Source organism: Pseudooceanicola antarcticus (assembly GCF_900215355.1).
In the GTDB taxonomy this organism is placed as follows: domain Bacteria; phylum Pseudomonadota; class Alphaproteobacteria; order Rhodobacterales; family Rhodobacteraceae; genus Pseudooceanicola; species Pseudooceanicola antarcticus.
Window position 1 is genome coordinate 267,785 of record NZ_OBEA01000001.1, and the last position, 15,061, is coordinate 282,845.

The following is a 15,061-nucleotide window of genomic DNA, read 5'->3' on the forward strand; positions in this document are numbered from 1 at the left end:
GGGACAATGCCCGGAAAGGCACCCTACTTTCCAGCTGGAGCGTGGCACGCCCCCGGCGGAGACGGAGGCTGCCTCCCCTGTCAGCCTCCTGCATCATCACCAAGCTGGAAATACTCCGGGGGTGAATTGAGCCCGCAAGGGCTCAAGAGGGGGCAGCGCCCCCTGCGCCCTGTCGAACCTGCGCACCGTCTGGAGGAAAGGTTCGATGCCGCGCGGCTGACACCGCCAACGCAAGGGGCGCTGCAAGCAGCGGCAAGGCTGGGCCCCCTCCCTCCCTCCACGTGTCGCCACCCGGCGACGGCCCCGTGCCGGCACTGCCGCTTGACGGATCACCCCCGGCAGGATAGCTGACCGGCCTTCAACGCAAGGCAATTCGAGGCACGACATGGCACGCAGACGCAAGGGCCGCGATATCTCCGGCTGGCTGGTGGTGGACAAGCCCGCCGGGCTGACCTCCAACGCCGTCGTGAACAAGGTCCGCTGGGCCCTGGACGCCAAGAAGGCGGGCCATGCGGGCACCCTCGACCCCGAGGCCACCGGCACCCTTGCCGTTGCCCTGGGCGAGGCGACCAAGACGGTGCCCTTCGTCACCGATGCGCTGAAGGCCTATGACTTCACCGTCACCCTCGGTGCCGCGACCAATACCGACGATGCCGAAGGCGAGGTGATCGCGACCTCCGACCTGCGCCCCTCCGATGACGAGATCAAGGAAGCCCTGCACGCCTTCGTCGGCGATATCTCCCAGGTGCCGCCGCAGTTCTCGGCGGTGAAGATCGACGGCGAACGCGCCTACAAGCGTGCCCGCGACGGCGAGGAAATGGAGATCGCTGCCCGCCCGCTCTTCGTCGAGAGCCTGCTGCTGCTCGACCGCCCCGACGCCGATCACATCCGTCTCGAGATGGTCTGCGGCAAGGGCGGCTACGTGCGCTCCATCGCGCGCGATCTCGGGCGGGCGCTTGGCTGTCTCGGCCATGTCCACCACCTGCGCCGCACCTGGTCCGGCCCCTTCGAGGCCGCCAAGGGCATCAGCTTCGCCCAGATCGAGGAGATGGCGCGCACGCCGGAGCTGGAGCAATTCCTGCTGCCGCTGGAACTGGGCCTGGCCGACCTGCCCGAGGTCCGCGCCACCGCCGAAGGCGCCGCCCGCCTGCGCCACGGCAACCCCGGCATGGTGATCGCCCAGGGGCTGGACTACGGCGAGGACTGCTGGGCCTCCTTCGAGGGCCAGCCGGTCGCGGTCGGCAGCTACCGGGGCGGCGAGCTACACCCCTCGCGCGTCTTCAACCTGTGACCGCAGAGGTCCTGGAAAAGACCTTCCGCAAGGGCGACGCCGAAAGCGCCGCGCTCTATTCCCGCTGCCTGCGCTACCGCTACGCGCTGAGCCGGGTCTGGGACGCGCGCGCCCCGCGCCTGCTCTACATCATGCTCAATCCCTCCACCGCGACGGAAGAGCAGAACGACCCCACCATCGAGCGCTGCGAACGCCGCGCCCGAGCGCTCGGCTACGGCGGCTTCCGTGCCTGCAACCTCTTCGCCTGGCGCGAGACCTCGCCGGCGCTCCTGAAGAAGGCCGCCGCCCCCACCGGCCCAGAGAACGACCGCATCCTGACCGGATCGCTGAGCTGGATCGGCGCGGGGGGCCTCGTGCTCTGTGGCTGGGGCGTGCACGGCAGTCACATGGGGCGCGGCGCGCAGGTGGCCGCCATGCTGCGCGCCTCGGGCGCCCCGCTGGCGCATCTCGGCCTGACCAGGGACGGAGAGCCGCGGCATCCGCTCTACATCGCCTATGCGACGCAGCCGCAACCCTGGGCGGAGCCAGGGGATTAACCATCTCCCTCCGGAGGAATTGACCTCGCCCGGCCGGCGTGGCGTAATTGCCGCTGGTGTGGGTATCGGCCGCTCTGGCGGCCATTGAAGGATTCGGGGCTGCCCCCGGACAGGAGTCGGGACTTCATGTATCTTCTGGCGGGATTGCTGGGCATGATGATGGTCGGAGCGACGGCCTTCATCGCGGTCGAGGACAGCCCCGAGGCAGACGCCGAGACCGATGACCCTTTGGAGGCCAGCGGCGACGACATCGCCTCCTACGGCAACCTCCTGGACGAGATCCTCGAAGAAGAGGAAGAGCGCCTCGGCCTTGGCGAAGAGGCCGCGCCGGACACCCGCGACGATGATGCCATCCCCGATGACCCGCAGGCCGATCTGGACGCCGGGATCGAGTCCACCCTCGCCCGCCTCGCCGCCGAGGTCTCTGCCTCGCAGGACATGCTGACGGTCGGCACCTCGGGCGACGACCTGCTCGAGGGGGGCAGCGGGCACGACCAGCTGGGCGCCTACTCCGGTGACGACACCCTGGCCGGCGGCGCCGGCGATGACAGGCTCTGGGGCATGCAGGGCAATGACGCCCTGCTGGGCCAGGGCGGAGACGACAGCCTTGGCGGCGGCTCGGGCGAGGACATGCTTTACGGTGGTTCGGGCGAGGATACGCTTCTTGGCATGATGGGCGACGACAGCCTGTCGGGCGGTGCCGGGGCGGACCTGCTGCATGGCGGTGCCGGAGAGGACAACCTCTTTGCCGGATCGGGCGATGACGCGGCCTCGGGCGGGATCGGCCATGACATGCTGCAGGGCGGGCTGGGGGCGGATACGCTTTTCGGGGCCTCGGGGGACGACTGGATCTCGGGTCTGGTCGACGGCCCCGAGGGCGACCTGGACGACGGCGACTACCTCAACGGTGGCTCGGGCGATGACACGATCATCGCGGGCGCCGGGGATGTCGTCACCGGCGGTGCCGGCGCGGATGAGATCATCCTTGGCGACTGGATTGCCAGTGACGAGGACGCCGCCCGGATCATCGACTTCGCAGCCGGCGAGGACGTGCTCCTGGTCTCCTTTGCCGATGGCGGCCCCGAGCCCGAGATCTCTTTCGAGGTCACCCCGGACAGCACCCGCGTGTTTGCCGATGGCACCTGCATCGCCACCCTCGCCGGGCCCGATGCGATCAGCGCCGAGGATATCGCCCTGCTGCCCGAGAGCGAAGCGCTGACCTTCGCCGCCTGACCCGGCCCATTGTATCAGGGGCCAGGGGTCAGGGGGCCGGGCCGACAGAACGCCCGCCCGTCTACCGTCCGCCACCTGCGGCACCCGCGCCACGGCCTTGCAAAAAAGGCTTTCCTTCGCAAATCGAATCCCGTATCAGCGCGCAATCTTCCGCGGGGTGACCCGTGGCGGAGCAATGGACCTTGCTGGACGACATCCCGGCTTGCGCCCTAACCCTCAGATCATAGGAGATCCCGATGTCGATCACTGTTGAAGAAAAGAACCGCCTGATCAAGGAATTCGGCACCAAGGAAGGCGACACCGGCTCGCCCGAAGTCCAGGTTGCCATCCTCAGCTCGCGCATCGCCACCCTGACCGAGCACTTCAAGACGCACAAGAAAGACAACCACGGCCGTCGCGGCCTGCTGATGATGGTTGCCCAGCGTCGTAAGCTGCTCGACTACCTGAAGGGCAAGGACGAAGCTCGTTACCAGGACCTGATCAAGCGCCTGGGCCTGCGCCGCTAAGCGCAGCCATGCCTCGGGGGTACGCATACCGTTTCCGAACGTTTGCGGTGCTCCTGGCACTGGCAGGAATGGCCTTCGTGGCCCTCAAGCTCTTCGTCCAGACGGACGGAGAGCTTTTCTTTACCCTCGACGATCCCTACATCCACCTCTCGCTGGCCGAGAACCTGCTGCGCGGGCACTACGGGATCAATCCGGGCGAATATGCCTCGCCGTCGTCCTCGATCCTCTATCCCTTCCTGCTGGCGGCAACGCTGGCCATCGGGCTCGGGGACTGGGGCGCGCTGGCGCTGAACGTGCTGCCGATGCTGGGCGCGGTCTGGATACTCGCCGGGCTCCTGGCCCGCACCCGCCCCCGTATCGAGCTCGTCCTGCTGCTGACCCTGCCGCTTATGATCCTGGCGGTGAATGGCTACGGGCTGGTCTTCACCGGGATGGAGCACCCGCTGCACCTGCTGGCCAGCCTGCTCATCCTTGCCGGCGTGGTCCGCATGGTCGAGACCGCGGAGCCGGGCCAGCCGCCGAAGGTGCCCGCCTGGATGCTGGCGGGCCTGGTGCTGGCACCGCTGCTGCGCTTCGAGGGGCTGGCCCTCTCGCTGGGCGGGATCGTGGTGCTGCTGTCCTACCGCCGCTTCGGCGCGGCGATCGCCAGCCTGGCCGCCATCGTGGCGGCCTTCGCGGCCCATGTCAGCCTGATGCTCCGGCTGGGCCTGCCGCCCCTGCCCTCGTCCGTCATGGTGAAATCCGAGGCCTCGGCCGCGGCGCTGGACGGCGCGGGGACCTCGCTGCTGACCTCGATGATCGACGCGACCTCTCGGGTCCACAACAACGAACCGGCCAGGGAGCTGGTGATCAGCATGCTGCTGATCCTGCTGGCGCTGTTCCTTCCGGGTCATGCCCTGCGCAGCCGCCTCACCGTGGGCTTCCTGGCGCTCTTTGCCGGGGCGGCGCATATGGTGCTGGGCAAGTTCGGCTGGTTCGACCGCTACGAGATCTACATCGCCGGCACCCTGCTGGGCGCCCTCTTCTGGCTGGCCGCACCGCTGATCCGGCGCGGCAACCGTGCCGCGGCCGTGTTCTTCCTGCTGATCTGCCTGGCGCTTGGCGACAACTACCAGGACTCGACGCGGAAGGTTCCCTACGCGGCGCAGAACATCCGTGACCAGCAATGGCAGATGCATCGCTTCGCCACCGAGTTCTACCCGCATCCCGTCGCCCTCAACGACCTGGGCTGGGTCTCCTACCGGAACGACACCTACGTGCTCGATCTCTGGGGGCTGGGCTCGGAAGAGGCACGGCGCATGGCAGAGAGCGGGCGCACGCCCGAGAAGATGCAGGACATCGTCTCTCGGCACGGGGTGGGCTGGGCGATGGTCTACCCGCTCTGGTTCAAGGATGAGATCCCCGACAGCTGGTGCCGCATCGCGGATCTGCACACCATCCAGGTCACCGCCGCCCATGGCAACGTGGCCTTCTACCTGACCGATCCGACGCAGGAGAACGCCCTGCGCGCGGCGCTGACGCGGTTCCAGGCGGACCTGCTGCCCTCCACCCGGCTCGAGATCCATGCCTGCGCGGTCGACCCGGCCTGATCCCGCAAGGGACGCAGGGCACCGGCGTTTTCCCTGCCTGACGCCGGTTTTTCACACAGCCAGCCGCCGATCCGGGCTATCCTGCCTGAACCGGAGGAGAAACGCCCATGACCCAATCGTCACGGACAGAGATCCGCAACCGCCTAGAGACCCGCGCCGAAGCGGCGCTGGACTGGGCGATGACCACCCCCGGCGCCTGCAACACCGTCCGCTTCCGCGGCAGCGACGATCCGGCCCGTCTGGGCTGGGATCAGGTCTTTGCCATCCTCGAGGAAGACGGGTTGATGGGCCTGCGCCTGCTCTCCCGCGCGGCCCTGCCCGCCTTCGAGGCCGGGCTCGCCGAACACGGCTACCGGATGCAGTTCTGGAACGTCTTCACCGGCACCGCCGCCGATCTGAAGCTGGCCAGCGACCGCGTGCTGTCGGGCCCGCCGCCCGAGGGCCTGACCCCGGTCCCCGAAGAGCGCCGCCGCGACAGCGCCTTCCTCGCGGCCCTGCGCGACATGATGCAGGAGAACGGCATCGTGCCCTTCTCGACCGGCATGCTGTCGGGCGCCATCGGGGGCCCTTCGGCCCTGTCGGCGCTGCAGGACGGGACGGGCCGGATTGCCGCCTGCGCCTATGCCTACTTCCCCCACAACAGCCACAGCCCTCACGCCCGATGGGCCTGGGGCGGGCTGGTGGCGGTGGACCCGGCCTTCCGCGGACGGCGGCTAGGCACCTGGGTCAACGCGATGATGGTGCGCCAGGCGGTCACCGGGATGGGCGCCAGCGCGCTCTACGAGCTGGTTTCCGAGGGCAATGAGCCCTCGCGCCGCATGGTCGAGGGCTGCGGGCTGCGGCTGGCGCCGGAGCTGGTCGCGGGCATCGCCACCGCGTCGGAAGAGCGCTACCTGCGCTAGCCCGCGCGGCGCGCCGCGAACAGCACCTGTCCGCGCGGCAGCATGCGGTCGTCCCGCGTCAGCTGCCAGCCCAGACGCCCGGCCAGCGCGTGCAGGCTGGCCTCGGTGCGGTGATAGGGCGGCTTGGCGGGGTGGGTGACCACGCCGTCGGCCTGCCGGTAGGCCGCGCCCGCCTGGTCCTCGGGGGCGAGGAAGACGGTGAAGAGAAAGAGCTCCAGCGCCGGGAAGCGGGTCAGGTTCTGCAGCGCCCGGTCAAGGAAGGCCGCCTCGATATGGGGAAAGACCGCGAAGCAGATCGCATGGGTGATCACATCTCCGACGCCGGGAAAGGCAAAGCCCGCATCCCCGACAAGCTGCGCCTCGGGCGGGCGCTGCGCCTCGGGCACATCCGAGAGCTCGCGCTCCAGCCCCGCCAGCAGCAGATCCCGCGAGGCATCGGTGGCCCAGTAGTGTCCGGGCTCGAGATAGGCCGTGGCCTTGCAGCCCAGGCGCAGCGACCCGGCGCCGATATCCAGCAGGTGATGCTCGGGCCGCAGCCCGTGATCGCGCAGCAGCGCCATCTGCGCCCGGCCCGTCTCGTCCCAGCGGCCGCCGACGATGGCGCGGTGACGGCCCGCGGCGATGGCCTCGGCGTGGAAACCGGGCGCCTCGTAGGGAGAGGGGGGCAGGTCGGACATCGGTCTCTCTCGGGCTCGGGCCGCGCGGGCAAGGCACCCGCAAAGCGTTTCCGCGACGCGGGTCCGGACCCGCGATGCGCCCCGATACAGCGAAAGACCGCGCCGGGAAACGTAAAAGCCGCAGGCGCGCCCTTGCCCATGGCACTTTCCAAGTGGGCCATTCTCCTGTATGGCCCGAGCCAATCTGAGACGTGGCGCAAGGGACCCCGGCGCCGTGACATGAGGATTTAGGGGTCGGCGGCAATGGGGCCGCCATGCAAACGGAGGACACGGGAGCGCCCGTGAGTGCCTCCAGACAGGATACGCTGATGTTCAACGTAACGAAAAAAGAGATGCAGTGGGGGGACGAGACCCTCACGCTGGAAACGGGCAAGGTTGCCCGCCAGGCCGATGGCACCGTCATCGCCACCCTGGGCGAAACGAGCGTGATGGCCAACGTCACCTTCGCCAAGAAGCAGAAAGAGGGCCAGGATTTCTTCCCTCTGACCGTGCATTACCAGGAAAAGTATTACGCAGCCGGCAAGGTTCCGGGTGGCTTCTTCAAGCGTGAGGCCCGCCCCACCGAGAAAGAGACCCTGACCGCGCGTCTGATCGACCGTCCGATCCGCCCGCTGTTCGCCCCCGGCTTCAAGAACGAAGTCCTCGTCATGTGCACCGTGCTGAGCCACGACCTGGAGAACGACCCCGATGTCGTCGCCATGATCGCCGCCTCCGCTGCGCTGACCATCTCGGGCGCGCCCTTCATGGGCCCGATCGCAGGCTGCCGCGTCGGCTTCGTCGACGGTGAATACGTGCTGAACCCCTCTGTCGACGACATGCAGGGCCTGCGCAACAACCCCGAGCAGCGTCTCGACCTCGTCGTCGCCGGCACCAAGGGCGCCGTGATGATGGTCGAATCGGAAGCCTACGAGCTGACCGAAGACGAGATGCTGGGCGCCGTCACCTTCGCCCACGAGCAGATCCAGCCGGTCATCGACCTGATCGTCTCGCTGGCCGAAGAGACCGCGAAAGAGCCCTTCGAGTTCACCCCCCCGGATTACTCGGCGCTCTACGACGCCGTGAAGGCCGCCGGTGAAGACAAGATGCGCGCCGCCTATGCCATCACCGACAAGCAGGAGCGCACCAGCGCCGTTGCCGCGGTGAAGGAAGAGATCCAGGCCGCTCTCTCCGAAGAGCAGCTGGCCGATGCCAACCTGGGCTCCGCGCTGAAGAAGCTGGAATCCACCGTCCTGCGTGGCGACGTGGTGAAGAACGGCAAGCGCATCGACGGTCGTCGCACCGACGAAGTGCGTCCGATCGTGGCCGAAACCGGCCTGCTGCCCCGGACCCACGGCTCTGCCCTGTTCACCCGTGGCGAGACCCAGGGCCTGGTCGTGACCACGCTGGGCACCGGCGATGACGAGCAGTTCATCGACGCCCTGCATGGCAACTTCAAATCCAACTTCATGCTGCACTACAACTTCCCGCCCTACTCGGTCGGTGAAGTGGGCCGCGTTGGTTCCCCCGGTCGTCGTGAAATCGGTCACGGCAAGCTGGCCTGGCGTGCCCTTCAGGCCGTCCTGCCCGCCGCCACCGATTTCCCCTACACGATCCGCATCGTGTCCGAGATCACCGAGTCGAACGGTTCCTCCTCGATGGCTTCCGTCTGCGGCGGCTCGCTGTCGATGATGGACGCCGGTGTGCCGCTGAAGGCCGCCGTGGCCGGTGTGGCCATGGGCCTGGTGCTGGAAGATGACGGCTCCTACGCCGTGCTGACCGACATCCTGGGCGACGAGGATCACCTCGGCGACATGGACTTCAAGGTGGCCGGTACCTCCGAGGGCATCACCTCGCTGCAGATGGACATCAAGGTCCAGGGCATCACGCCCGAGATCATGAAGACCGCCCTGGCCCAGGCCAAGGAAGGCCGTCTGCACATCCTCGGCGAGATGAACAAGGCGCTCGACGGCGCTGCGGAATTCTCGGCGCATGCCCCGCGCATCGAGACCATGCAGATCCCCACCGACAAGATCCGTGAAGTGATCGGCTCGGGCGGCAAGGTCATCCGCGAGATCGTGGAAACCTCCGGCGCCAAGGTCGACATCAACGACGACGGCATCATCAAGATCGCCTCGTCGGACGCGGACGCCATCCAGCGCGCCCACGACATGATCTACTCGATCGTGGCCGAGCCGGAAGAGGGCAAGATCTACAAGGGCAAGGTCGTGAAGCTCGTCGATTTCGGCGCCTTCGTGAACTTCTTCGGCAAGCGTGACGGCCTCGTGCACGTCTCCCAGATCGAGAACCGCCGCCTGAACCACCCCTCCGACGTGCTGAAGGAAGGCCAGGAAGTCTTCGTCAAGCTCGTGGGCTTCGACGATCGCGGCAAGGTCCGCCTGTCGATGAAGGTCGTGGACCAGGAGACCGGCGAGGAAGCAACGAAAGAGGAAGGCGCAGAGTAATTGCGCACCACTTTTCGCTGAAATGAGAGGAAGCCCCCAACCGGGGGCTTCTTTTCGTCGTAGCCTGCGCTTTCCCACGGTATATCCGGAACGAGGCGGCCGTCTCAGCCGCCCCGGAAGACACGTGGGAGATCAACGAGATGGCAAAGGGACTGCCCCCTCTTTGGAAAATTAAAAGAGAACTCGTTAGATTTCCTGTCAGCGTGTTCAGCAAATTCCGAGCCAGTTTTGCCCCCTTGATACGGCGCGGACATGATCTCACGGCCCACAAGACCGTTCATGTACATGCCGGGCACCTGCCGCAGGCGCCGGAAATTGCCGTTTTCCTGATCTACCAACCGAAGGAAATCCTTGGCTCAACCCTGCTCCTGCTGGAACATCTTGTCAGTCGTGGCATTGCGCCGATCGTGGTGGCGAACCATCCCCTGACAGAGAGTCACCAGAAAGCCCTCGCACCGTTTTGCTTCCGCATGATCGAGCGACCGAACCTCGGCTACGACTTCGGCGGGTATCGAGAAGGGACCCTCTGGGTCCTGAAGAACCTGCCCGATACGGAAGCGCTCTATATCCTCAACGACAGCAACTGGTTCCCTGTCAGCGGCGACAGCACAGTGATCGAGGCCGCACGCGCGGCACCGGAGGATGTCTGGGGCCTTTATCTTGTTGTTCCGCTGAAGCGGCCAGAGCAACAGCACCTGCATTCTTATTTCTACCGCTTCAATCGTCGTACCTTCACAAGCGATGCGTTCCGGAAGTTCTGGGAGACAATGCCCCTCGTGAACGAAAAACGGCTGGTGGTCCGACGCTATGAGGTTGGGACAAGCAAGTATTTCCGGGAACAGGGGTTCAGTCTCGGAACCCTGGTCACCCCCCAGGACATTCTGGATGCGACGCTGTCTCTGTCTGACGAGGAACTGGTCGACGTCCTTGCCTTTGCCGAAAGACACCGCATTGCCCTGGTGCCGGAACTGAAGGCCTTCAACGCGTCCGGCCCGGATCGCTTCAAGGATCGGAAGGCGGTGGCGGAGATGCTGACGTCCACCAACTTCACTCTCACGTATATCGCCAATCACCCGCTGGTTCAGATCAAGGGTCTCGACACTCCGATCCTGAAGAAGAACCGTGATGAGGTCTTCGTGGACATGCGCTCCGAGATCTTCCGGTGCAACCTGGGGGATAGGCTACACCCCACCGTCAGAGATGAAATTGCCGGCTGGGACGGCTGAGCGTCAGGCGTAACGCCCGGATGCGGCGCGGCGCCACTTCATCAGCGCAGGAAGTCGCCCGCGCAGAAGCGCCAGCAATTTGCTCTGGCTTTTCCAAGGCTTGTTCGGCCCGGTATAGTGAATCACCTTGCTCGTCGCCGGTGTTCTCTCGGCGTCGGGCAACCATGTCAGTTCCGCCAGTGTCTTCGCGCGAAGCCTGTCCCGCCCCCAGATGCTGTTCCATGCTTGCGGCAGGTAGAATACGCGACCGTCGAACAGGACGTTCAGATAATCCTGATCCATGTAGCGATAATCGTTGGCCGCGGCGAAGTCCGTCATGCGGGTCATCAGCGCCCTGTCGCTTCGGATAACGTCGCAATCCAGAAGCAGCAGACCCGAGTTGAAATAGCCTTCCACCTCGCTCCGGCCCAGCACCTTGCTGTGCCAGGCAAGCTTTTCAGGACGTTCCGAGCCCGGCCGCATCTGGTCCAGCACGTAGAAATCCCGCACGGCACCCAGCGCGGCGCCCTGCGGCATCAGCTCAAAGAGCTCGGCCACGTCCCCTTGCACCAGCATATCGCAATCAAGGTAAAGAACCCGTCCCGAGACCCGCCGCGGCAGCAACAGGCGCGCCATGGCGACCAACGGGATATTCTCGTTCACCTGAACCGCATCGCCGAAGTCCTCGTCCTGCAGCGCATGCAGCACCAGCGCGCAACCATGCGCGTCACAGGCATGGGCCAGCCGGTCACGGTCCTCGTCCCGCAGGCCGTGGCCCAGGAAATGCAGCTCCAGCGGGGCAGAGCAATGCTCTGCCACCGTGCCCAGCACCACCAGCGCGGCGTCGATCATCCCCCGGTCCGAAGCCAGGGAAATCTTCAGTCGGGTATCACTCATGCGAAGGTCCCCACGCCCTGACGGGACTTCTCTGCCAGCCGTTCTGCGAAGTCGCCGGGCAGATCCGCGTAAGAGCCCCGTACCAGGTAGCGATTCCACAGAAAGCCCAGGAACTGGTAGCGCAGGGCCTCTTCCGGCTTCCAGTCGGGGTCTGCCAGGGCGGCATCCAGCGCCGCGGGCCCCTCGGCATGGCGCACCAGCCGGTCGATGTTGTAACAGGCCTCCCCCAGGGTGATCACCTGCTTGCCCATCAGCAGCGCCTCGATTCCCACGGTGGAATTCAGCGTGATGACGGCCCGCGCATCGCGGACCAGCTCCGAGGTGACATTGCCATTGGCGAAGATCACGCGCGGATGCGACCGCAGATCACGCACCGAATGCCGGAAGCTCGGGTGCTCCTTGATCACGAAGGTGTCGTCGGGGTTCCGTTCGGCCGCCTCGCAGACCACATCGAGGAACTGCTCCATGCTGCGCACCCAGGGCGAATGCGCCATCACCTGCATGTCCGACGGCACCTGGAAGGGCACGAAGACATAGCCGGGCGAGAGCGAGACCTCCTCCTCGGGCAGCTTGGAAGCGCGATTGTTCACCGCGGCCGGCAGCCCTTCGGCGGCGAAATCCTCGGGCGTCTCGAGATAGAAATCCGGGTTGCGCGGCACGGAATTCGCACCATTGAGGCCCTTGGGGTCCAGCTGCAGGGAATTCGGAAAGAAACCCGCCTCGACGAACACCCGCCGGCGGCCCCGGCTCGCGGCTTCAAGCACCGATTCGGGAAAGACCGATCCATTGTAGATCACCACGACCTCGGGATCGGTGGCCGCGATCTCGGCATCTAGACAGCGCCGCAACAGCGCCGCCTGCACCCGCTTTACATAGCCGTAGATGCCGCCGACCACCGGGTTGCCGAAGACCGACGGAAGCCTTATGCGCTTGCGCCTCAGGTTGCCCTGCACGGCCTGCCGTGCCTCGGCACCGGGGCCCAGAAGGGCCCCGGCCAGAGCGCCCAGGGCCGCGCCCCAGCTACTGTGCCGGGCCAACCGGCCCAGCACCGCGCTCAAACTTGTGTCAATTCGCAGGCCATCTCGTCCCAGGGCCGCGTCGAAACTGTCGATAACTGACGTATCGAGCTTCAGGAAAATCATCTGCTCACCATTCAGGAAAGAAGAGGCTACCCACATAGCCCCTCCTTACAGTTTCAGCCCTGAACCGGTTCGCAAATACGACCTTCCTACGAAGGGCTCTTCACGAAGCGCAGATAGGGCAGTTTGATGTCCAGTTCGCCATATTTTTCAGCAGCTTGCTCGTTGTTGAGCGAGGTTGCGACAATCACGTCCTGGCCCACTTCCCAGTTTGCCGGCGCGGCCAGCGGGACACCATAGGTAAGCTGCAGGGCGTCGAGGGCACGCAGAACCTCGCCGAAGTTGCGGCCGATGGTCATCGGGTAGGTCATCTGAAGCTTCAGCTTCTTGTCCGGGCCGATGATGAAGACCGAACGCACGGTGGCGCTGTCAGCCGGGGTGCGGCCATCGGGCAGATAGGCCTCGGCGGGCAGCATGTCGAAGAGCTTGGCCACGACCAGGTCTTCGTCGGCGATGATCGGGAACGTGGCGTCGGTGCCGGCGAAGCTCTCGATGTCGCCCTTCCAGCCCTTGTGCTCTTCCACGCCGTCGACCGAGATGCCGATCACCTTGGTGCCGCGCTTCTCCCACTCGGGGGCCAGCTGCGCCACGGCGCCGAATTCGGTCGTGCAGACCGGGGTGAAATCCTTCGGGTGGCTGAACAGAATCGCCCAGCTGTCACCGATCCAGTCGTGGAAAGAGATCTCTCCCTTGTCCGTCTTGGCGGTGAAATCGGGCACGGTATCGTTGATGCGCAGAGCCATGAGATCCTCCTGTCATGCTTGCATTGGCGCCATAGTTAATATGCCCCGGCGTCATTTGCACCCCTTCCCGCCTGCACTTTCCGCATGGCGGTCTTGCGGCAGCGCGCCGAGCGGGCCGAGGCGCATCTTGCCCCGGCACCGCGTCGGTGACATGGTGCCCCCGCAAGATGCAAAATCAATATCCGCATGGCGGAATTTGAACAGGGAGAACTCCATGATCGAGAAACGCGCCTTCTACATCGGCGGCGAATGGGTGCAGCCCCTGTCGCCCCGCGACCACCAGGTGATCAACCCCTCGACCGAGGAGCCCTGCGCGGTGATCTCGCTTGGCGCCGAGGGCGACGCCGACCGCGCCGTGGCCGCCGCCAAGGCCGCCTTCCCCGCCTGGATGGCCAGGGATCCCGCAGAGCGCATCGCCCTGGTCGAGACGTTCCTCGAGATCTACACCCGCCGCAAGGACGAGATGGCCGAGGCGATCTCGATGGAGATGGGCGCGCCCATCGACCTGGCGAGCTCGGCGCAATGGGGCGCGGGGTACGCCCATACCAAGACCTTCCTGCGCACGGCGAAGGATTTCCAGTTCATCCGCCCGCTGGGGGATCACGCGCCCAACGACCGCATCGTCTATGAAGCCACCGGCGTCTGCGCGCTGATCACGCCCTGGAACTGGCCGATGAACCAGATCACCCTGAAGGTGATCGCGGCGCTGATCGCCGGCTGCACCATGGTGCTGAAACCCTCCGAGGAAAGCCCGCTCAATGCCCTGCTCTTTGCAGAGATGATCGACGAGGCCGGCTTCCCGGCCGGTGTCTTCAACCTGGTGAACGGCGACGGGCCGGGTGTCGGCGCCGCGCTTTCGGGTCACGAGGACGTGGACATGGTCAGCTTTACCGGCTCGACCCGCGCCGGGATCGCCATCTCGCAGAACGCGGCGAAGACCCTGAAGAAGGTGCATCTCGAGCTCGGCGGCAAGGGCGCCAACGTGATCTTCGCCGATGCCGACGAGAAGGCGGTGAAGCGGGGCGTGCTCAGCATGATGAACAACTCGGGCCAGAGCTGCAACGCGCCCTCGCGGATGCTGGTGCAGCGCGAGCGCTACGAGGCCGCCGTGGAAGAGGCCGCCGCCGTGGCCAGCGCGGTCACCGTGGGTCCGGCCTCGGAGCCCGGTCGCCATATCGGTCCGGTGGTCAATGCGAGCCAGTTCGAGAAGATCCAGGGCCTGATCGAGACCGGCATGAAGGAAGGCGCACGCCTCGTCGCCGGCGGGCCGGGTCGCCCCGAGGGTATGAACCGCGGCTACTTCGTCCGTCCAACGGTCTTTGCCGATGCGACGAACCAGATGACCATCGCCCGGGAAGAGATCTTCGGCCCGGTGCTGACGATCATGCCCTTCGATACCGAGGAAGAGGCCATCCGGATCGCCAATGACACCCCCTACGGGCTGACCAACTACGTGCAGACCGGCGACGGCGCCCGCGCCAACCGCATGGCGCTGCAGCTGCGCTCGGGCATGGTCGAGATGAACGGCCAGCCGCGCGGCGCGGGCAGCCCCTTCGGCGGCATGAAGGCCTCGGGCAACGGCCGCGAGGGCGGCGTCTGGGGGCTGGAAGACTTCCTCGAGGTCAAGGCGGTCTCCGGCTGGACCGAAGACGCCTGAGATCGGGGAGGGGGGCTGCCGCCCCCCGCCCCCCTGCGGGGGCCTCCCCCCGCGAGTATTTTCAGCCTGGTGATGCAGCGGGACAGTGCCCGGCAGGGCGGCCTACTTTCGCGGTCAGGGCGTGCACGCTCTCACCTGAGAAGGCGGCCGCCCCATTGTCTCGACCTGGTGCATCACCAGGCCGAAAATACTCATCTACCCGATTTGCCAAGGTCAAGCCGGGCACCATATCGCCCGGCGGCCCG

General features: G+C 66.1%; 13 protein-coding genes. 9 read left to right on the forward strand and 4 right to left on the reverse strand.

Annotated features, from left to right (window positions below):
* Positions 1 to 385 precede the first annotated feature (385 nt).
* The 6 genes from truB to CRO50_RS01370 all read left to right on the forward strand — a co-directional run bounded on the left by truB (position 386) and on the right by CRO50_RS01370 (position 6,057).
* The gene (gene truB / locus CRO50_RS01345; RefSeq protein ID WP_097144071.1) at positions 386 to 1,291 is read left to right on the forward strand and encodes a tRNA pseudouridine(55) synthase TruB; all 906 of its coding nucleotides are present in this window, start codon (positions 386 to 388) and stop codon (positions 1,289 to 1,291) included.
* A complete protein-coding gene (locus CRO50_RS01350) occupies positions 1,288 to 1,827 on the forward strand; it encodes a DUF1643 domain-containing protein (protein WP_097144072.1) in 540 nt (179 codons plus the stop codon). Before truB ends, CRO50_RS01350 begins: the two co-directional genes overlap by 4 nt.
* Before the next feature lie 126 nt (positions 1,828 to 1,953).
* Positions 1,954 to 3,060 (forward strand): calcium-binding protein, encoded by a 1,107-nt coding sequence (locus tag CRO50_RS01355; RefSeq protein ID WP_097144073.1) that lies wholly within the window; start codon positions 1,954 to 1,956, stop codon positions 3,058 to 3,060.
* A 236-nt stretch (positions 3,061 to 3,296) separates the two neighbouring features.
* Positions 3,297 to 3,566 carry a 30S ribosomal protein S15 gene (rpsO, locus tag CRO50_RS01360; protein ID WP_097144074.1) on the forward strand — a complete coding sequence of 90 codons (270 nt, stop codon included), beginning with the start codon at positions 3,297 to 3,299 and terminating at the stop codon, positions 3,564 to 3,566.
* 77 nt (positions 3,567 to 3,643) lie between these two features.
* Positions 3,644 to 5,155, forward strand: coding sequence for a hypothetical protein (locus tag CRO50_RS01365; RefSeq protein ID WP_143516833.1), 1,512 nt, complete (start codon positions 3,644 to 3,646; stop codon positions 5,153 to 5,155).
* 107 nt (positions 5,156 to 5,262) lie between these two features.
* On the forward strand, positions 5,263 to 6,057 hold the full coding sequence (locus CRO50_RS01370) for a GNAT family N-acetyltransferase (protein WP_097144076.1): 795 nt from the start codon (positions 5,263 to 5,265) through the stop codon (positions 6,055 to 6,057).
* Here the strand turns inward: CRO50_RS01370 and CRO50_RS01375 are convergent.
* Positions 6,054 to 6,734 (reverse strand): class I SAM-dependent methyltransferase, encoded by a 681-nt coding sequence (locus CRO50_RS01375; RefSeq protein WP_097144077.1) that lies wholly within the window; start codon positions 6,732 to 6,734, stop codon positions 6,054 to 6,056. The genes CRO50_RS01370 and CRO50_RS01375 overlap by 4 nt on opposite strands.
* 308 nt (positions 6,735 to 7,042) lie before the next feature.
* Here CRO50_RS01375 and pnp point away from each other — a divergent pair, with 308 nt between their 5' ends.
* Positions 7,043 to 9,175 carry a polyribonucleotide nucleotidyltransferase gene (gene pnp / locus CRO50_RS01380; RefSeq protein ID WP_097144078.1) on the forward strand — a complete coding sequence of 711 codons (2,133 nt, stop codon included), beginning with the start codon at positions 7,043 to 7,045 and terminating at the stop codon, positions 9,173 to 9,175.
* A gap of 140 nt (positions 9,176 to 9,315) precedes the next feature.
* Positions 9,316 to 10,401, forward strand: coding sequence for a rhamnan synthesis F family protein (locus tag CRO50_RS01385; protein WP_097144079.1), 1,086 nt, complete (start codon positions 9,316 to 9,318; stop codon positions 10,399 to 10,401).
* A gap of 3 nt (positions 10,402 to 10,404) precedes the next feature.
* Here CRO50_RS01385 and CRO50_RS01390 read toward each other — a convergent pair whose 3' ends face one another.
* The 3 genes from CRO50_RS01390 to CRO50_RS01400 form a co-directional block, all read right to left on the reverse strand.
* Complete coding sequence (locus CRO50_RS01390) at positions 10,405 to 11,277, reverse strand: glycosyltransferase family 8 protein (RefSeq protein WP_097144080.1); 873 nt, start codon at positions 11,275 to 11,277, stop codon at positions 10,405 to 10,407.
* Positions 11,274 to 12,419 (reverse strand): capsular polysaccharide export protein, LipB/KpsS family, encoded by a 1,146-nt coding sequence (locus tag CRO50_RS01395; RefSeq protein ID WP_097144675.1) that lies wholly within the window; start codon positions 12,417 to 12,419, stop codon positions 11,274 to 11,276. Before CRO50_RS01395 ends, CRO50_RS01390 begins: the two co-directional genes overlap by 4 nt.
* Before the next feature lie 86 nt (positions 12,420 to 12,505).
* Positions 12,506 to 13,159, reverse strand: a complete 654-nt coding sequence (locus tag CRO50_RS01400) for a peroxiredoxin (protein WP_097144081.1) — start codon at positions 13,157 to 13,159, stop codon at positions 12,506 to 12,508.
* 214 nt (positions 13,160 to 13,373) lie between these two features.
* Between CRO50_RS01400 and CRO50_RS01405 the strand changes: the two genes are divergently transcribed.
* A complete protein-coding gene (locus CRO50_RS01405) occupies positions 13,374 to 14,816 on the forward strand; it encodes an aldehyde dehydrogenase family protein (RefSeq protein WP_097144082.1) in 1,443 nt (480 codons plus the stop codon).
* Positions 14,817 to 15,061 lie beyond the last annotated feature (245 nt).